Annotated in this window: 20 protein-coding genes, 1 tRNA gene and 1 other RNA gene; 13 read left to right on the top strand and 9 right to left on the bottom strand. The window is 36.9% G+C overall.

Annotated elements, in window-relative coordinates:
* Positions 1–38: 38 nt before the first annotated feature.
* Positions 39–614: a class I SAM-dependent methyltransferase gene (locus GXZ72_02995; GenBank protein HHT18510.1), complete on the top strand. Its 576-nt coding sequence runs from the start codon at positions 39–41 to the stop codon at positions 612–614.
* Positions 615–658: 44 nt separating this feature from the next.
* Here GXZ72_02995 and GXZ72_02990 read toward each other — a convergent pair whose 3' ends face one another.
* Both GXZ72_02990 and GXZ72_02985 read right to left on the bottom strand, forming a co-directional pair.
* Entirely contained in the window at positions 659–1387 is a 729-nt protein-coding gene (locus GXZ72_02990; protein HHT18509.1) for an archaeosine tRNA-ribosyltransferase, read from the bottom strand.
* A gap of 115 nt (positions 1388–1502) precedes the next feature.
* On the bottom strand, positions 1503–1871 hold the full coding sequence (locus GXZ72_02985) for a helix-turn-helix transcriptional regulator (GenBank protein ID HHT18508.1): 369 nt from the start codon (positions 1869–1871) through the stop codon (positions 1503–1505).
* Between the two features lie 100 nt (positions 1872–1971).
* On the opposite strand from GXZ72_02985, the gene GXZ72_02980 reads away from it, so the two are divergent.
* From GXZ72_02980 to GXZ72_02940, 9 genes are all read left to right on the top strand, one after another.
* Complete coding sequence (locus GXZ72_02980; protein HHT18507.1) at positions 1972–2139, top strand: DUF5320 domain-containing protein; 168 nt, start codon at positions 1972–1974, stop codon at positions 2137–2139.
* Positions 2140–3029: 890 nt separating this feature from the next.
* The gene (locus GXZ72_02975) at positions 3030–3281 is read left to right on the top strand and encodes a hypothetical protein (GenBank protein HHT18506.1); all 252 of its coding nucleotides are present in this window, start codon (positions 3030–3032) and stop codon (positions 3279–3281) included.
* 517 nt (positions 3282–3798) lie between these two features.
* Positions 3799–4707: a CoB--CoM heterodisulfide reductase subunit C gene (hdrC, locus tag GXZ72_02970; GenBank protein HHT18505.1), complete on the top strand. Its 909-nt coding sequence runs from the start codon at positions 3799–3801 to the stop codon at positions 4705–4707.
* A 10-nt stretch (positions 4708–4717) separates the two neighbouring features.
* A complete protein-coding gene (gene hdrB / locus GXZ72_02965; GenBank protein ID HHT18504.1) occupies positions 4718–5623 on the top strand; it encodes a CoB--CoM heterodisulfide reductase subunit B in 906 nt (301 codons plus the stop codon).
* A gap of 117 nt (positions 5624–5740) precedes the next feature.
* Complete coding sequence (locus GXZ72_02960; protein ID HHT18503.1) at positions 5741–6007, top strand: DUF749 domain-containing protein; 267 nt, start codon at positions 5741–5743, stop codon at positions 6005–6007.
* A complete protein-coding gene (locus GXZ72_02955) occupies positions 6004–6549 on the top strand; it encodes a DUF2096 domain-containing protein (GenBank protein HHT18502.1) in 546 nt (181 codons plus the stop codon). The genes GXZ72_02960 and GXZ72_02955 overlap by 4 nt, the downstream gene beginning before the upstream one ends.
* Before the next feature lie 75 nt (positions 6550–6624).
* Positions 6625–7293 carry a metallophosphoesterase gene (locus GXZ72_02950; GenBank protein ID HHT18501.1) on the top strand — a complete coding sequence of 223 codons (669 nt, stop codon included), beginning with the start codon at positions 6625–6627 and terminating at the stop codon, positions 7291–7293.
* A 128-nt stretch (positions 7294–7421) separates the two neighbouring features.
* A complete protein-coding gene (locus tag GXZ72_02945; GenBank protein ID HHT18500.1) occupies positions 7422–8336 on the top strand; it encodes a 2-phosphoglycerate kinase in 915 nt (304 codons plus the stop codon).
* A complete protein-coding gene (locus tag GXZ72_02940; protein ID HHT18499.1) occupies positions 8317–8709 on the top strand; it encodes a CBS domain-containing protein in 393 nt (130 codons plus the stop codon). The genes GXZ72_02945 and GXZ72_02940 overlap by 20 nt, the downstream gene beginning before the upstream one ends.
* Positions 8710–8756: 47 nt before the next feature.
* Here the strand turns inward: GXZ72_02940 and GXZ72_02935 are convergent, their stop codons facing one another.
* Both GXZ72_02935 and GXZ72_02930 read right to left on the bottom strand, forming a co-directional pair.
* Entirely contained in the window at positions 8757–9170 is a 414-nt protein-coding gene (locus tag GXZ72_02935) for a hypothetical protein (protein ID HHT18498.1), read from the bottom strand.
* A 58-nt stretch (positions 9171–9228) separates the two neighbouring features.
* Complete coding sequence (locus tag GXZ72_02930) at positions 9229–10452, bottom strand: FprA family A-type flavoprotein (GenBank protein ID HHT18497.1); 1224 nt, start codon at positions 10450–10452, stop codon at positions 9229–9231.
* Positions 10453–10920: 468 nt separating this feature from the next.
* Here GXZ72_02930 and ffs point away from each other — a divergent pair.
* An RNA gene (ffs, locus tag GXZ72_02925) (signal recognition particle sRNA) lies at positions 10921–11236 on the top strand.
* Between the two features lie 165 nt (positions 11237–11401).
* Positions 11402–11486 (top strand) — tRNA-Ser (locus tag GXZ72_02920).
* Positions 11487–11500: 14 nt separating this feature from the next.
* On the opposite strand, the gene GXZ72_02915 is transcribed toward GXZ72_02920, so the two are convergent.
* The 5 genes from GXZ72_02915 to GXZ72_02895 all read right to left on the bottom strand — a co-directional run bounded on the left by GXZ72_02915 (position 11501) and on the right by GXZ72_02895 (position 18105).
* A complete protein-coding gene (locus tag GXZ72_02915; protein HHT18496.1) occupies positions 11501–11989 on the bottom strand; it encodes a glyoxalase/bleomycin resistance/dioxygenase family protein in 489 nt (162 codons plus the stop codon).
* 25 nt (positions 11990–12014) lie between these two features.
* The gene (locus GXZ72_02910) at positions 12015–13205 is read right to left on the bottom strand and encodes a PLP-dependent aminotransferase family protein (GenBank protein HHT18495.1); all 1191 of its coding nucleotides are present in this window, start codon (positions 13203–13205) and stop codon (positions 12015–12017) included.
* 48 nt (positions 13206–13253) lie between these two features.
* Entirely contained in the window at positions 13254–14102 is an 849-nt protein-coding gene (locus tag GXZ72_02905; GenBank protein HHT18494.1) for an epoxyqueuosine reductase, read from the bottom strand.
* Positions 14103–14207: 105 nt separating this feature from the next.
* The gene (locus tag GXZ72_02900; GenBank protein ID HHT18493.1) at positions 14208–16763 is read right to left on the bottom strand and encodes a cation-translocating P-type ATPase; all 2556 of its coding nucleotides are present in this window, start codon (positions 16761–16763) and stop codon (positions 14208–14210) included.
* A 229-nt stretch (positions 16764–16992) separates the two neighbouring features.
* Positions 16993–18105 (bottom strand): pyridoxal phosphate-dependent aminotransferase, encoded by a 1113-nt coding sequence (locus GXZ72_02895; GenBank protein HHT18492.1) that lies wholly within the window; start codon positions 18103–18105, stop codon positions 16993–16995.
* A gap of 166 nt (positions 18106–18271) precedes the next feature.
* On the opposite strand from GXZ72_02895, the gene GXZ72_02890 reads away from it, so the two are divergent.
* Positions 18272–19531: hypothetical protein (locus GXZ72_02890; protein ID HHT18491.1), on the top strand; the 1260-nt coding region annotated here is incomplete at its 3' end.

The following is a 19531-nucleotide window of genomic DNA, read 5'->3' as shown; positions in this document are numbered from 1 at the left end:
ACAGTGATATCGTAATAAATAATACGTTGGTGGGAGTTATTACAGGAAAATATGGTCATAAACATCATGGAAAATCTTCCCAAGATATATTGGATGCCAATAAGATTTTAATGGCGATAGGATTAGTTGAAGGTGATAACTTCATTGATGCTGGTTGTGGTGATGGATTTATTTCCATAGCAGCATCAAAAATTGTCAAAAACCAAGGAAAGGTTTATTCACTGGATGTTTATGAACCAAGTCTGGATATTCTCAGAAAAAAGATCAAGCAAAATGAGATGGAAAATATTGAAGTTATACAGGCAGATATGGCTATTGCCATCCCTTTAAATGATGAAATTGCTAATAAGTGTGTTATGGCCAATGTTCTTCACGGATTTGCCAATGAAGGTACATTAAATCCGGTTTTATCTGAGATTAAAAGAATTCTTCAACCAGGAGCTACGTTTGCGGTTGTTGAATTCAACAAGGTTGAAGGACCGCCAGGACCGCCATATAATGTTCGTTTGAGCCCTGAAGATGTAGAAATGATCTTAGAAGAACACAAATTCAGTATTGGTGGCACTCAAGAAATTGGCAAATATCACTATCTGGTGGAGTCATTTAAAAAATAACTCGGCCAATAATCTTATAAAAAAGACTGAATTTGAGGGTTGTGCTAGTAGAGTTGGGTGTAATCATCCAAATAATCGCCGTAGTCTCTGTCCAAAATTCTCAAAGCAGACATTGCCTCAGGGGAAGAACAGCATCTTTCTTCCACTAAATTACGCAGAGTTCCATTTTTTATATGAGCCCTAACTTCTTTTAGAACAAATTCCAGGGATTTGCGGTTGTAATCCTTAATTTCTCCTGAATTAAAGTCATATATTGGATATTTTTCAAGGTCATAATTATGGTTAGGAGTGGTTAAAATCCCTATACGGGCATAGTAATCAGCACTGGGCACTCCAAATAAATCGATTCCCACATAGGCCAAGAGTGGTATGAAGTTGAGTTTTGCAAATGGAAAGTAAAGTGCGGAATTGGGGTTAATGGCCTTTCTTAAACTGATAATAATATTTAAAAGATCGCGTGGTCTTCTTAATAATTCTTCAGAATTAGCCAACAGAAAAAGACGGTAACCTAATTTTTCAAGGGAATTTGCACATTTAATCCGCAGATCAGGGTATTTTGAACCTTGAATCACTGCCATCTTGCCATAATCTCCTTTTTGGGCCTTGTCAATAGTGTTATTAACAGACCATGCAGCCATTTCCAAGGGAACATCATAGGGCATAGGTTCATCTTGAATAATCCATTCTGGATCAAATTTTAGGAGATTGGGTGTGGTATTGTTCATATGCTTTCCCAGTCTGGCAGGTCCATCGTGTAGCTTTATTTCCAACATTCAAAACAACCTCAATATGTAACATTTACTGACTTTTTTCTGGAAAATTTTTTACAGAGATTATTCATTTGGATGATATTGTTTTAATCCTGTAAAAGTCAAATAGTTGATTTGTTTATGTGGTGAGCTGAAACTTTACCAGATGGGGTACATTCTTCTTTCTAAAGTTTTCTCTTTTTGCAACCCATTTAATAAGAGGAATTATAGCTTTTCTAAGTTCAATTCCATCTTTAATTAAAGAATATTCAACTCTAGGTGGTATCTCTTTAAAAGTATCTCTTTTAATCAGATTTTCTTTTTCAAGGACTTTTAAAGTGTCAGATAAGGTTTTAGGGCTGACACCGTCAAGTTCTTTCATTAACTGGTTAAAACGGAGTTTATCATGGTTTCCAAGAGAATTAATTATTAGTAGGGTCCATTTCTTACTAACAATATCAATTACTCCTTCTAAAGGACATAGACATAATTCAGTGCAATTATTCATGATATTACTTTCTTCTGAGATACTTACTATCTACTATAAAATTTGTATTATAAATACTTTACATTTTATAGTAATTACAGAAATTGAAGGAGGTGAAAATATGTGCGGAAAAAACTGTTGCACGATTCCCGTCGGAAATGAATGTCTTCATGGACATTCAAGGAGGTTCTTTACTAAAGAAGAAAAAATAAAACAACTAGAAGAATATAAAAAAGAACTAAATAATGAAATAAAAGCTATCGAAGAAATAATAAGTGAAATAAAATAAAAAGGGTTTCTACAAAGCCTTTTAAATCAGATTCTTATTTGTATTGGGTATAATGATTATGGAATTGGTAATACTTATATATTTGAATTTAGTTTCTTGATATTAGATGACAGTTTTTGAAACTTTTTTTAAGATTATTATTAACTACATAAAAGATTATTCATATTAATGGGCTATTTTAACATCAATTGATTTTGTAAAATGAATTGACTATTATTATTTTTATTCATTCTGAATAATACCATTTATTAAGTTCCAATTAATATTTTAATATCTATTAATAATCCTGTTAATTATTTCAACTTAGATAATAATAGAATGAGGGATTTATGACAAGTCGAAATAGTATTATTAATAATCGTATCTTATTATTAATTATTACTTCCATTAAAACCCTTTTTAAACGTTTTTAAATCCAAACTAGAGTTTCATACCGTTTCATTTTAAAAAAAAACGAAATATTTATATGTAATAACTTTTGAATTAGAAATTATAGCTAAAAGTCCTTTTACTACATAATAATTGTGATATTAAGAAATAAGAGGGGTAAAACATAAAAGAAGCGTATCCGGCGGCAATAGATCATATAAAATATCATAATTTGTATTTTAATTTTATTTATTAAAATAACAACATATAATCGTGTTAAAATGAAATTAGAGGGGAATGCAATGAAAAATATTAAACAAATGCTTTTCGGACAGTCCTGTTTTGGGCTGATTATATTACTAGACAACTAGTTGGAATCACTCAGGAAATAGTCAAATGGATCTGGAAGAAATTATAATTTAAATCATTTAATAAAAATGGTAGGGGATATCTTTGACAGATACTCTTTAAACATTAAAACATTAATTTATCATTTTTTTAATATTGATGGAGGAATGTGAATGGAATTAAGAAAAAATTTCGGTAGATATTGGATTGCAGGCTTTGTACTCAATTTAATTCTCTTTGCTATACAAATTGTAGATGGTCTGATATTTGATAGCATGCTTGCAAATCAAAACATAATTTTAAATAATAATGCTTTCCTGTTAATGTTTGTGATTTTTACAATAATAGTGTTTATATTTGGATTTTGGATTTATGGGCGCATTATTGAATTACTTTATAAAAAAATCATTCAAAAAAATAATTGAAAGCAAAAATAGAAACATTATTTCTTCATGACACCCTTTTGAAGGTAGCAGGTATCGGCGAGGGTGACTACTCGAAGTTACGATTAGAAAACTGAAAGTACTCGAACCTGATAGTTTTGATATCAGAAAAGATTTACAAATTTGTGAGTTATCACGTGTAATCATTAACAGGTTATTTAGAGAGAATAAAAGTTATTTATTACTTAAATTATATTATTTATTCAAAATCTGTAGTAAATATAACAATTTTTCTATAATACGTCCAACATGCAATTTTAACTTCTTTATTTTGATAATATTAATATTCTTGTGTTAAAACAGTGAATTTATTTGGTCAATGCTGTTTATCAATATCAATTCATATAAAAATTGATTGAAAATATTTAAAAAAACTGTAACCCAAAAGGTTACACTAAGCTATTTTTTAGCAACCTTTATATATGCCAGTAACCAGACCTTCAACTGGAAATCACATGGTTTTCCAAGAGAACCGTAGGATGACCGGGGTGTGAATATCATGAGCTTTTTAAAACGCTTGAAAAATGTGTTTGGTGGCGAAAAAGAGCCAGAAGAGAAAGATAAATCAACGAAATCAGAGGAAAGCAAGCCCCCGGTTGATGAAAAAGAAACTAAAGTACCAGAGAATGCCAAAGAAGTTCAAGAAAAATCCAAGGAAACCAAAAAAGCAGACACTGAAAAATCTGTTAAAGACAAACCCGAAAAAACCGAGCCAGAAAAAACCAAAAAAACAACCAGTACAGAAAAAACAGAAATTAAAACCGAAACTAAAAAAGATAAACCGGAAAAGGCTGAAGTTAAGGAGTCAGTCAAATCAGAAGATGAACCTAAAAAAGAAAGGAGTGAGAGTATGACTTTACTGCAAAAGGATCGAACCATAGTAACTCGTTCAGATGTAGATGAAAATTTCAAACAGGAAATCATGGATGCTGGCGCAGAAACAGTGGCAATATGTTTCCAGTGCGGTACTTGTACTGCTGCCTGTCCATCAGGAAGAAGAACACCATACCGGATAAGACAATTAGTTAGAAGAGCCGTAATGGGATTAAAAGATGATGTTATTTCTGATGACAGCATATGGATGTGTACCACCTGTTATGAGTGTCAAGAAAGATGCCCACGAGGTATTAAAATTGTGGACATTGTAAAAATCGTGCGAAACTACGCTGCCCAAGCAGGTTACATGGGTCAAGCACACAAAATGGTGGGAAGTTTCGTAATCAACACCGGTCACGGTGTACCAATTAACCCAGCAACTAAAGAACTCAGAAAAAGAGTGGGACTAGACGAACTACCACCAACAACCCACAGCTTCCCAGGAGCCCTAGAGGAAGTCCAAGGCATAGTTAAAGTCACTGGATTTGACAACCTAATCGGATACAACTGGGATACAGAAACAATAGATTAAGGTGATTATTATGGCTGAACAAGAATTTGCATACTTCTTAGGATGCATCATGAACAACCGATACCCTGGTATCGAAAAAGCTACCCGAATACTCTTCGACGCATTAGATGTGGGTCTTAAAGACATGGAAGGAGCATCATGCTGCCCTGCTCCCGGTGTATTTGGTTCATTTGACAGAACCACATGGGCTTCCATTGCTGCCCGAAACCTCACCATTGCCGAAGAACAGGGAAATGACATTATGACTGAGTGTAACGGATGTTTCGGATCACTATTTGAAACCAACCACATGCTACACGAAGACCCGGAAATGAAAGAAAAGATCAACAAGGTCTTGGCAGAAGTCGGCCGAGAATACAAGGGTGAAATAGAAGTCAGACACTTTGCTGAAATCCTATACAACGATGTGGGACTTGAAAAACTCTCTGAAAAGATGATCAAACCACTGAACCTCAACGTGGCTGTACACTACGGATGTCACTTCCTGAAACCTAGCTCAGAAATAGGTATCGATGATCCTATACAACCAACCATACTTGATGAACTGGTAGAAATTACTGGTGCCAAATCCGTACCATACAAAGACAAAATGATGTGCTGTGGTGCAGGTGGAGGATTAAGATCCAGAGATATCGATGTAACCGCTGATTTCACCAAAGAAAAACTCACCAACATGAGAGATGCCGGTGCAGATGCCATAGTCAATGTTTGCCCATTCTGCCACCTTCAATTTGACGTTGGACAAGTGGAGACAAACGAGAAATTTGGAACTGACTTTAACATACCAGTTTTCCACTTAGCTCAGTTATATGGGATGGCAATGGGTGTCAGCAAAGATGACCTAACAGTAGACGCTCACCAAATCAGCACTGACCCAGCTCTCAAAAAACTGGATGAAATAACTGGCGGAGAATAAACAGATTCTCCCCTATAACTTCTTTTTTTTATCCAAAGTTTTTTATTTTTCAAAATACTAATTTTAATTTATAGTAAATTACAAACATTAAGTAAGATTCGTAAAAGAGGTGTTTTTTTGTTCATTGCTAGTTTAGCCGGAGTTTTTAAATTCAAAGAACTACCCGAGAAATATGGTCCTTTTGTACAATATAAGGCATCTATAGAAAATAAAACAATCAAAAATGATGATGATGTTGCAATTTTGGAGATCAAAGGCACAGAAAGTCTTCACGTCCTGTTTTTAGATTCTTACACTGATTTTAAACAAATCGAAGAGGAGCTTAAAACTGCAGACGCCAAAATTAATCACAGTTCCAAACAGGTTCTGGAAGGTTACCTATGAATGAATTACCTGCCGAACAAACCTGGCTGGTTCTAGTGGAACTACTCACTGATCTCAGGAAAAAAGGAATAAAAATTCCTAAAAATGTCACTAAAAACATTCAGATGGCCAAAACTGTTATTAACTTCTATAAAGTCGACCCAACAGACCCTGAAAGGCAAGTGGAAGTCAAACGAATTAACGAATTTTTAACATCAGCACAAGATTCACTTATGACCTTGGCGAACAAATTCAGTGGAGACTATGCTGATGATTGGATGGAAAAACTACTAAAAGCTTCCAGAGGAGAAGAAGTATATCCCCAAAAAAAAACTGATTCCAAGTTCGTGGTAGGTGCTCCTTCTGGTTTTTCAATGATCAGAGTCAACTTCAAAGCACCGCTCTCAGAAGACCGGGTTCAGGAAATAGCTGAGTATCATAATGTTATAATCGAGTTTGTAGAAGATCACTTCATTGCAGTATACGGTGACCAAGAAAACCTTAAAAAAAGTCTCCAAGAACTTTCAACATTCTTTAAAGAACAATTAGAAGACACCGGATAATTATAACAATGGATACAACTTACTCATAACTTAAATACTAATTACTTAAAATTCCATTAATGGAGTGAATTAATAATGAGAATCCTCGCAGTCAGTGATCTACACGGAGATGCAAAACCCTTAATAACCTATCTTAAAGATAACCGGGTTGACCTAATAATTATAGCCGGCGATATCACTCATTTCGGCCCAGGAGAACTGGCTGAAGACATATTAAATGCATTAAGTACATTCCAAATTCCTGTACTTGCCATACCCGGAAATTGTGATCCAGAATCTGTGTACGTTAATATAGATAATTCCCAAGCCATAAATCTACATGCTAGAAATATGGTGGTAAAGAACATCGGCCTATGTGGATTTGGAGGATCTAATCCCACACCATTTAACACTCCACTGGAGTTTGAAGAAATCCAGATATATGATGAAGCCAAAAAAGCACTTGAAAGTATTAAAGACGAAAAAATAACTCTTTTCATCACTCATGCACCGCCATATGGTACTAAAACAGACCTATTGCCTTCAGGGGAACATGTTGGTAGTGAAAGCATCCGTAGGATAATTGAAGAACTTCAACCCACCCTGAATATTTGTGGCCACATACACGAAGCCCGAGGCACTGATAAAATAGGTGAAACCATAATAATAAATCCTGGAGAACTTTCAGATGGTTATGCTTGTTTAATTACAATTTCTGATTCTAAAGATAAAGAAGAAATCGAAGCAGGAATTATAAAACTTTAACCAGGAATTTTGGCTTGTGTTATTTTGAGGATAAAAAAATCACCACAGAAAATGTTTTAAATGATAGTGACAAATAATATCTTGATTTTTGTGTTTTTAGATTCCCCCTTATTTGAGGTGAGATAATTATGATCATGGTTGAAGGAGAAGTAAGTGGTAAAAAATACAGGGAACCATTTTCGAAGGGAGTATTAGCAAGATCTTTAACCCGTGCGGAAATGGATCCCAATAAGGCCTACACCTTCTCTTCACAGATCGAAGCCCAACTCAAAAAAGAGGGTGTTACCCTTATTAAACTGGATGATTTAATAACAATTGTCCGCCAAAGGCTTAAAGAAGAAGACAGTGAAATAGCAACTCAATATGGCCTTTGGAAAAGGATCAGGAAATGTCAGGACCCTTTAGTGATACTGGTTGGTGGTTCGTCAGGAACCGGAACTTCTTCTATAGCATTCGAGGTAGCTCATCAACTGGGAATCCGTCATATGATCAGCACTGACATGATCCGAGAGGTTATGCGAAAAACATCATCCAAAGAACTTCTACCCACCATATACGAGTCCAGCTACACTGCCTATCGTTCACTGCGCATACCACCACCACCTGAACTGGATGAGATTCTAATCGGTTTCAGAGACCATGTGGACACTGTTAGTGTGGGTGTGGAGGCAGTAATAGAACGTTCCATCACTGAAGGTATTAGCATAGTCATTGAAGGGGTGCACATAGTTCCTGGTTTTATAAGGGAAGATCTGGTTTCCAGGGATAATGTACATATGTTCGTTTTAACATTGGAAGATGAAGATGTTCACAAAGGAAGATTTTACTCAAGATGTCGCCAACAATGGGCTAGAAGGCCACTGGAAAGGTATATGAATTATTTCGGAGCTATCAGAAAAACCCACAAATACTTCGAAAGCCAAGCTAACAAGTACCATATTCCGGTTATTGAAAATATAGATATTACAACTACCCTTGAATCCATTATTGAAGAAATAACCAAGACCTATGGAAGTGAAGACAATGTTGAAACTAAAGGTTAAAGATGTGATGAGGCGGGAGATTATAACTGTAACTCCCACTGAAGATGTTGTATTTGCCTTTGAAAAACTTATGAAACATAAAATAAGTTCACTACCAATACTGGATGGAGAAAAACTGGTAGGAATTGTCACGGCCACTGATTTAGGCCATAACCTCATACTAGACAAATACGAACTCGGAACCACAGTAGAAGAAGTGATGGTCGAACAAGTGGTGCATGTGTCACCTGAAGATGATCTAATGACTGCTGTACGTAAAATGCATAAACATGGCTCTGATGAGGGGATTATCAATCAATTAGTGGTATTGGATAACAATAAACTAGTTGGCATTATTTCAGATGGAGATATAATCAGATCACTTGAGGTTTAAGAGAAAATGAAAAAAGATTTTTTTTTATACATCTTTTTTCAAAATTTTTATTCTTTAGGAACTACTCTGGGCTTGAATGAGTCACATAAATTGGCATACTTTTTGGGAAACTCCATACTTAATTTTTCAATGATCTCCCCTTCAATTTCCGGACTTTTTTCCACAGATACTGAGAAGGAATCTGCACTTAGCACTACCTTCAAATTCTCCTCCCCAATACTGAACTCCATGGGGATCGGTTCACCAGCATCCAGAGATTCCACAACATCCTTCATTACTACTTTACTCAGTTTGAGCAATTTTCTCCCATCTGGAGTGTAGGTTTCGTTGGGTGTTTCGATTTTTGTAATTCTAAAGGGAGCACAACCTTCAGTCCGGGCTGCTTTTCGGTTTGTCCAGAATATTGCTACCATCACCTTCCTTTCGTTGTCCATATCACTTTCAAATTCCAAAGATTTCATAAATTACCCTCCCATATTTTTTTTTTAAAAAAAAATTGATTGAAGATTTTTATTTTTTTTAGATCTTTTTAATTTCCAGACCCATATTTTTCCCTAACTGGTAACATTCATCCATCTGATCACCATCTGGCACGTAATTGACTTCATAGGTGTCCTGGACGTTGAATCCACATTTTTCCAGGGTTTCAGCCACTTTAACAGCACCTTTACCACTCCAGCCCTTAGAACCGAAAGTCATGGCTAACCGTTTTATACCAGTGCGTTGGAAGCTTAAACCTTCTAAATAGTATAAAAGATCTCCAACACTGGGGTATGGGCCGTTGAATATCGTTGGAACACCCACCAGCAAGGCTTTACTATCTAAGATGTCATTCACCATCTCACTACGTTCATCATCATGCAAGAAATACATAGCCACATCTACACCTTGGCTCATAAGCCCCTCAGCCAGAGCATGAGCCATCATACGAGTGGAATAATGCATGGTGTCATAAATAATGGTTGCTTTATCCTTACATTGGCCAGTGGCCCATTCACTGTAAGCAGTGATGATCTTCAATGGATCAGTCCAGATCTGACCATGAGAAGGTGCAATCATCTTAATTTTAGGGAGTAAACCAAGTTTTTCAACTTCTTCAAGCTTTTTAAGCACTAACATAGATGCAGGGGTTACTAGGTTAGCATAGAATTTCTGAGCAGAGTTCATTAACACATATTCCGGGATTTCATGATCATAACGTGCCTTGAAACAGAGGTGTTGGCCAAAAGCATCATTGGAAAACAGGATGCCCTCATCTGCCAGGAGGGTGAACATGCTATCTGGCCAGTGAAGCATTTTGGCATCTAAAAAGGCTAGAGTACGACCACCCACTTCTAGAGTGTCACCAGTTTTAACTGGACGGAAATCTGCATCAGCCAAAACAGGATAATGTTCTTTTAAACCATTTATCGCCACTTGACTGCAGTAGATGGGAGCATCAGGGAAGCGTTTGTGAATTTCAGAAAGAGCACCGCTATGGTCACGTTCAATATGGTTCTGGATTATGACATCAATTTTCAAATCTCTTCCCTCTTTTTGGAAAGCATCTTCAATCCTTCCCCACAATTGTCCAGAAGAACCAGGATAAGTGTTATCAATGATTGCTACTTCATCATCTCCAAACACTAAATAAGCATTGTAAGTTGTTCCTTTTAGAGTGTAACCATGATAACTGCGAATATCCCAGTCCATCACCCCAATCCAGTACACACCTTCACCAATCTTAACTGCATCTGCCTTCATAGAATACCTCCAAGTTACTAGCATTAAAAATCTTAGTGAATATTTAATCTAGCTTTCATATATTTTTTATTGCGAACTGTTCGATAATTATGAACATTTAATTAAAATAATCTATTAATCATCTTTTTTTTAGAAAATAAAGAAAATATTGGCGAAGATTAAGTGAAAAAATTCGTTAAATAACTAAAATGAAAATCATCTCTGTTCTAGCCATATTTCTTTTGAGGAGATTAAACCTAGTTAGGATTCAATTGAGAATGTCTATGTTCATCTGGTATTAGTCCACATTCACCACTATTTTATCTTAATGAATGTGTGCGGAAAAGACGATATGGGCCAAGTATTAACCCACACTCACCACTATTTTACCCACCCCCTAATTTTTAGGACAAAATCAACAGGGTCTGATAGAGGGGTTGGTAATATATATGAAAATCACAACCTTCAAATACCATCAACACCAACAATAATTGGGCTAGACTGGAGGGTCAGGGGTCCTCTGTAAGCGCACATCCCCTATATGGCGCAGTCGAAGTTCAAGGGGCGGCAGTTTGAATGGTTACTGGCCCAGGATCTCAGCGTAGAAACCTCGTCCTGCAGGATCAGTGGTGGCCGGGTTCTGGCTGGAGGGCCAGAGTAAACTGTCTTAACCAGGGGAACGGGTCAGGTCTGGAAAGAAGCAGCTCTACCTTGGACAGCTGATGCTTGTGGAACAACGGGGCGGAGTTGGGTTTCTGGATACCCAGCAACCAGGAGACCTGTCCACCCTTGAACCCGCCCACTTTCAAATTTTTAAAATGAGTTTTCTCAAACCATAATCAGGTATTATAACTATCCAAAAAATCAGTTATTAAAACATTATAAATAATCCACGAGTTTAAATAGTAGATTAGACAATGTTTTGATTACCACTTTTTTTAAAAAAGTGATGGAAAATAAAAACACATTTGCAGGGGTGGCCCAGCCCGGTACGGCGTGGGACTGCTAATCCCATGATCCTTCGGATCTCGCGGGTTCAAATCCCGTCCCCTGCGCTTACACTAACCGTTTATTTTTGTATTTGCCCAAGAACCATCTTCACAAATTCAATAGGCATAGACGAGCTTTCAGATATCTCTTCTACAGAAAGTCCCTGTGCAGCGAACCTTCTTACCACAAATTCCAGTGGCTCAGCAACTTCAACAATATATCCATCAGGATCAAAAAAACGCATCACCCTCTGTCCCCAGGGTTGTTCACGGATTTTATGAAGGAATTTGCAATTTAAAGATTCTAACGTTCTTTCTATTTCCTCTAAATCTTCACATTCAAAGTACAGTTCCATGAAATGTTTTTCAAAATCTGTCTGGATAGATGAAGTTTCACCTAAAAGCTCCTGGTAGTGCTGGACATCATGAATAGCAAAACCAGCTTTAAATGACACATTGGCACGGTGGTCGAGTTCTACTTCCTGATTCATGATTTCTTCATAGAATTTTCTGGATTCATCAATATCTTTCACAGTAATTAAGGAAGCTACATATTTAATTTTAATAATTACCACCTTCAAATGGTTCACATATTCATTTCAATTGTTTATCAATGATCATTTTTTTCATGGCATTTCCAAGTCTGCGCATACCTTCTATGATATCTTCCTCACAGCAGTTAGAGAAATTCAACCGCATTGTATTTACTTCAGGTTTTTCAGTGTAAAAAGCATCACCAGGAACAAAAACAACCTTTTCATCCATCGCATATTCGGCTAACTCCAGTGACGACATGCCTTCAGGCAGGGTGATCCACAGAAACATCCCTCCCTCTGGTTCGGTGTGTTTAACTTGGCTGGGCAGGAACTCTGCAATAGATTCAATCATCTGGTCTCGCTGCGACTTATACAGTCTTCTTATGTTCTGGATATGCTCATCAACATTGTTATCCCTAAGGTACTGGTAGACCACCCTTTGGGTGAAATAATTTGAGTGTAGGTCTGAAGCTTGTTTAACAGTAATCAGTTTATCCATAACCTCAGAAGGTGCCACAATCCAACCCATCCTCATACCCGGGGAAACAATCTTAGAGAAAGTACCAAAAAGTATAGAATCAGGTAATAGGGATTTGATGGGAAGAATATCATCACCCATGAATCTTATATCCCCATAGGGATTGTCCTCAACGAGAATGGTGTTATGTTCTTTAAGGATCTCTGCAACTTCTTCCCGTATTTTGCGAGAATAAGTTATTCCAGTGGGGTTTTGAAAGCTGGTGACAGCGTAGAAGAGTTTAAGATCTTCAGTACTTAGTAATTTTCCTAGGATATCAGTGTCAACCCCATCCTCCTGAAGAGGCACTGAATGAAATTTAGGTTCGAACAATCCAAAGGCCTGAATTGCTGCTAGATAAGTTGGTCTTTCCATAACCACCCCATCATCCCGATCTAGGAAGACTTTCCCCACCAAGTCCAAGCACTGCTGGGATCCATTGGTTATCATGATATCATCACTATCCACATTCAAACCCTGAGCACTGTATCGTTGGGCTATGAAATCCCTTAAAGGAGCATAACCTTCAGTTGTACTGTACTGAAGAACCTGCTTGCCTTCTTCATCCAATATCTTGGAAGTGGCCTTTTTCACTGCTTCAACAGGAAATGATAAAGGGTTGGGAAGTCCACCAGCAAAGGAAATAACATCAGGATCCTCAGTGACCTTCAAGATTTCCCTGACAAATGACCTTGGTATTTGATTTATACGACGGGCAAATGGGTAATTCATAAAAACTCCTCAAATAATATGTGTATTTCAAAAAATGATCATTCTAAATTATTTTTTACTACCATAGCTCTGCACATGTTTCCATGCATCATGATATTGTTCAAACCCGTTCTTACGGGTATAAATTGAAGCTTCTTTTCGATTGAACACTTCACGGTCTTTACCCACTGGACAAACTTTGATGCAGATACCACAGGGAGAATTATACTGTTTTCTAAGATGTTTACTACGTTTAGCACATTTAATCTTATTTATAGGTGGTGGAGTGTTTTTTCCAAGTGGATATTTTGATTCTATGGCTTTCACAGGACATTGAACTGCGCAAGAAAGGCAACGAGTACATAAGTCTTCACCAGGAATAGGGTCGCCTTTGGTTTTGGCAGTGGTAAATATGGATGTAAAACGCACCCTTGGCCCAAATTCAGGGGTTAGAAGAACATTGTTTAATCCAAAAGATCCTAAACCAGCCAGAAACGCGGCATGCTTATGGGAGAAAAACGCTAAAGGCCTTTTAATAAGCACGTCAATATCTCCGTAACCATCCCTCGGCAGATGAATTGAAGGATAACCTTTCCGGGTCAGATAATTAGCTATTTCATAGGCTTTTTCATCCAAAAGATTATTCACTGTTTGGTAAAGTTCATGATAATATATTGATGGTGCTGTTTCAACTATGGGGAGCGGCACTGGCAGTCCAATCACTATAACTGTCTGAACTTCAGGATAGATAGATTGGGGCCAGAATTCCCTGGGTATCCAACAGGAAAAATGTTGTGGTAACCCATTGGGGGGTTGTTCCCACCTTTCTTTAGGTGCAAAACCAACCATTGGTAATCCTAGCTTGTCACATTCATTCTTAATTTTTTCCTTAAGACTGGAGGCAGTTTCAGATTTCATAATATTTTTTTTAAAAAAACATTTCCCTAAATGTACTGCTATTTTATTATTTTATTGAATATATTGGGGGTAGGATGCATAAGATTATGGGGGTTATATTGTATTCTAGGATAGTATCCTGATTTCTGTATATCCTTTTAACCATTTGAGTACTTCGAACCATACTACACTGAGAGTGCCAGCTGCGATGCACAGTATGATATCACCAAGACCCAATGGGTAGAATCTGAAAAGTTGTTGTAATGGGGGAAAATAGATCACCAGTCCCAAAAACACCAGTGCACCACTTAAAACCCACCAAAGTGCCTTATTAGGGGTTTTCATTGTCTGGAATATGGTGTTAGACCAAGAACGATTGGTTAAAATTAAGGATAAGTTGGCAATGATCAGGGTGGTGAAGCTAACAGTCCGGGCCAGATCATCTCCCCTACTCATGGTAATGATATAAACTGCTAAAACTATGAAAAAAACAATTATTCCCTGTAAAATGCCCATTCCAATAGTTCCTTTGTTAAATAATGCTTCATCTGGATTCCGGGGAGGTCGCATCATAACATTTTTCTCGGCAGGTTCAGCTTCAAACACCACAGTACAAGAGGGGTCGATGATAAGTTCCATGAACACAATTTGCACTGGGAAAAGAACCAATGGCCATTGGAATAACACTGGGAAAAAAGACATTCCTATAATGGGAACATGCACTGCAAAGATATAGGCACTGGCCTTTTTCAGGTTATCATATATTCGTCGACCCATCTTCACTGCAGATACTATAGATGAAAAATCATCCTCCAACAAAACCAGTGATGATGATTCCCTGGCAACATCAGTTCCCCTACCACCCATACTTATACCGATCTGGGCGGACTTGAGGGCTGGTGCATCGTTTACTCCATCCCCAGTCATGGAAACAACTTCCCCGTTAGATTTGAGAGCCTCAACCAAACGCAACTTCATCTCTGGAACCATCCGAGCAAAGATGTTAACATCCCTAACCCTTTCTTGAAGGGTCAAATCATCCAATTCTTCCAATTCAGAGCCAGTGATAACTTTTTCTGGTTCTTTGAGCCCTATCTTCCGTGCTATATTTTTGGCTGTGCCTGGGTAATCTCCAGTTATCATCACCACCCTGATCCCTGCCTGGTAACATTCCTCAACTGCTTGTGGAACTTCTCCACGAACAGGATCCTCAAATCCAACCAGTCCCATAAACTTAAAATTAAAGTCATGTTGTTTACCTGGAAGATCTGCTTTTTTAAAGTAAGCTCTGGCCACACCAATAATTCTTAAACCTTCGCTGGCCATTAAAGAAATATTATGGTCTAAATGGTTTAGTTCATCATGATTCATATGACAAAGATCTGCAACAGCCTCAGGCGCACCTTTTGCAGCTATTATATAGTGTTCGTCCTTTGTAGATTGCCAGACATGGGACATGGCCAACAGTTCCTGAGAAAGAGGGTATTCATGTACCAACTGCCAGTCTTCATGCAAATGTTCTGTTTTTTTAAGGGTTTTATTTCCTAATTCTTTAAGAGATTTCTCCATAGGATCAAAAGGATCTCTTTGACTGGCCAGAATACCAAATTCAATGAGTTCGTGGAATTTTTCAGGCAAATCATCGTTTTTATCAGGATTTATATCAAAAAAATCATTCCCACTCATTATCATGGGCACTGACATTTTGTTAAGGGTTAAAGTGCCAGTTTTATCTACACAAAGCACAGTGGTTGATCCTAAGGCTTGTATGGCATGGGAACGTCTGGTTAGAATGTTTTTCTGAGATAGTCTCCAAGCTCCCAATGCCAGGAAGATGGTTAACACCACTGGAAACTCTTCCGGGAGGATGGCCATAGCCAGGGTTATACCTGCCAGAAAACCATTTATCCAGTCCATACGGGTAATTCCGTAGATGACAACTACCGCAGCACACAACACAACACCTACCAGTGCAAAATCTCGCACCAAGGTTCGAATTTCTTTCTGTAATGATGTGTCTTCTGTTTCCAGAGTTTGGAGGCGTTTTCCGATACGACCCATCTCAGTGTTAAGGCCAGTGTAGACCACTTGAGCCACACCGTGTCCCTGTACCACCAGTGTTCCAGAGTATACAGAGGGCAGACCATCACCACCAGGGGGATGCATATCCATAACCCCTCCACATTGTACTTTTCGCACAGGAACTGACTCTCCGGTTAGTAGGGATTCATTGAGGAGGAGGTTACTGCAAGACAGGATGATTGCGTCTGCTGGAACTCGGTCACCTTCCTTGAGCATGATCACATCATCAGTAACCACTTCTCTACCTGCAATACGCATCTGTTTCCCGTCACGTATGACCCGAGCCCGAGGACTGGATAAGTCTCGCAGAGCTTCCAAAGTGTTTTCTGTTTTTCGTTCCTGGTAGAAAGTGATACCCATAATAACAAAAACAAAACCCAGAAGCATGAGTGCTTCTTGAAGATCTCCTAAAAACAAGTAAATAGTGCCACAAGCTATTAAAAGGAGGAACATGGGTTCGCGAATTACTTCTAGGACAATGGTAAAAAATGATCTCTTATCAGCTGAGGGAAGTTCATTGTATCCTTCTTTTTTAATTTTTAATGAAACTTCTTCCTGGGAAAGTCCCTGGGCGATTTCCAGATCAAACTCATCTGCCAAAATACATTACCTCCTACAATGTGAAAATTATTCAGCGTCACGTTTATTTACATATAAAGAGGAGTACATATATCTTTTTCCATTAAAAAAAGTGTTAGGATGTCCTAATTAACTAAATAGAATGTTAGGATCATCTAATTTTTTTGGGTTGGCTTGTATTGAATACCAAAAAATAGGGTAAGAATTAGTTATGTTTATTGTTGTTGGGTGGTAGAAGTTTTAAGTAGTCCTATAAATCCAGAGATTCCAGTCTGTCCATAGCTTTTTCTAAATCTTGGTATGATGCAGCATAAGAAATCCTGAAATGTCTGTCCCCATACTTACCAAAGGAATTTCCAGGAACCAGCACAACATCTTTTTTAAGGGCTTCTAGAACCAGTTTTTCCGGATTTTCAATGGATGGGAAGACATAGAATGCTCCCTGTGGCTGATTGCACTTTATTCCCATGTCACGAAGTCTTTCTAATACCAGATTTCTTCTTCTTTCAAATTCACCAACCATCTTAAAAACTTCATCCTGAGGACCTTCAAGGGCTGCCAATGCGGCTTTCTGGGAGAGGGATGTGGCACAAGTAACAGTGTACTGATGTACTTTTAAGATTTCTTCAGTTAATTCAGGAGGTGCAGCCAGATATCCGATACGGAAGCCAGTCATGGCATAAGTCTTGGAGAATCCATTAATGGTGATTACGTTATCTGAGTAACGAGCTGGACTGTAATGCTTCTTTCCATAGATGATTTTTTCATATATCTCATCGGAGATAAGAATAAGATTATGGTCATCAGCAATATCAGCCAAACCCTTAACATCATCCTTTTTTAGGACACCACCAGTAGGGTTGCCTGGTGAATTCATTATAATGGCTTTTGTATAGGGAGTTATCAGTTCAAGCACGTCTTCTGGCATCATCCGGAAATCGTTCTCATCTTGAAGATGGACTGGGACTGATTTTCCTCCAGATATTTTCACACAAGCATCATAAGCTACAAAGCCAGGATCAGGGATGATTACTTCATCTTTTTCCTCTATCAGTGCATTGGTACTGGAATATAATGCTCCACTGGCACCAGTAGTAACAATTATTGATTCCGGAGAGGTTTCGATGCGGTTTTCATTTTCTAATTTATGGGATATGGCTTCACGTAGTTCAATTATCCCCATGTTTCCAGTGTAATGGGTGAAACCTTCATCAAGTGCTTCTTTAACTGCTTCCCTGATATGGAGTGGGGTGTTAAAGTCCGGTTCCCCTAGTGCCAGGTTTATTGAGTTTTCTCCCACCATATCAAACATTTTTCGTATTCCGGATAGATCAATGGAATCTACTCGTTTAGCTGGCTTCATAAAACATCACTTTTTATTTTAATATGGTTTATCTACGGTATTTTAAATTGAATATTTTGTTTAAAAAATATGAATAATTATATTAGTAGATTTATTTAATTAGTTAATTAATAAATAAGTAATTACTTAATTTAATGTAATCACATTTCAATTGGTGGAGAATATTTTGTTAATCCGGCAAATAAAGGGTCGAAAGGATTTGTTTCTTGCTTTAGGTTTGTATTTATTATTTGCGTTGATCTTGTTTTCAAATTACAAGTACATCATCAACTCGGATGGTATTTCTTATATTAGTATTGCCCGGAATTATATTAATGGTCATTTATTTTATGCTATTAATGGTTATTGGAGTCCTTTATATTCATGGCTTTTAATTCCTTTCATATCTTTTTTACCTGGAAATTTAGGGAATATATTTGCCACAAAGGTTTTTGCTATTATCATAGGCCTATTTACACTGGTGGCAATTTATTTGATTATTGATAAACTAAATTTCAATAATTTTTTAAAATCTATTTTTTTATTGACAATAATCCCATACATGATTCTTTTCACTTTTAACTTCATTACACCCGATTTATTGGTGGTTTGTATATTATTACTTTATTTGAACTTTTTAATGGATGAAAAATATCGGCAAAATAAACATATGGGATTTTTTATAGGATTTTTAGCTTCCATTGCTTTTCTAGCAAAAAGTTATTGTTTTTTCTTTTTATTAATCCATTTCTTTTTATCAAACCTTTTTTACATCAAAAAATATTCCCAAGATAGATCTGTCATTAAAAAGAATTTATTCTTGGGATTGTCAGTTTTTTTAGTTATTAGCAGTGTTTGGGTGGGAATTATAAGTGAAAAATATGATGTAATCACCATCAGCACATCCGGATCCTATAATTATGCATTAGTTGGACCTGAATCCAATTCCAATCATCATGTAATGTTTTATCAAGGATTAATTGCACCACCTAATGAATTTGCGGTAAGTTCATGGGAGGATCCTAGTTATTTTCAAATAAAAAAATGGAGTCCACTAGACTCAACACAAAATTTTATCCATCAAATCAGGATAATTTTTAACAATATTCATGATATAATTTTGTTTTCGCTTCTTCTATTGTTTATTCCAATATTGGCTGTTTTTTTGGCATTATTTATATTATTTAAATCAGATGATAAATCAATTAAACACAATATAATCTTTATTTTAGGAACTATGGTTCTATATACTGGGGGATATATTTTAATATTAGTAGAAGATAGATATTTATGGTTTGTTTTAATTTTGTCTTTCATATTAGGTTTTTATTCATTAAACTTACTGCATCTTAAAAAATATATTTCAACTAATTTCTTTAGAATAGCAGCGATTTTAATTATGGTGTCAACCACTTTTTTCCCAATATATTATCTTAACGGTGATTTT

It is taken from the genome of Methanobacterium sp. (genome assembly GCA_012838205.1).
Taxonomy (GTDB): domain Archaea; phylum Methanobacteriota; class Methanobacteria; order Methanobacteriales; family Methanobacteriaceae; genus Methanobacterium.
The sequence above is the reverse complement of the archived record's forward strand: the minus strand, read 5'-3'. Positions and strand labels throughout refer to the sequence as shown.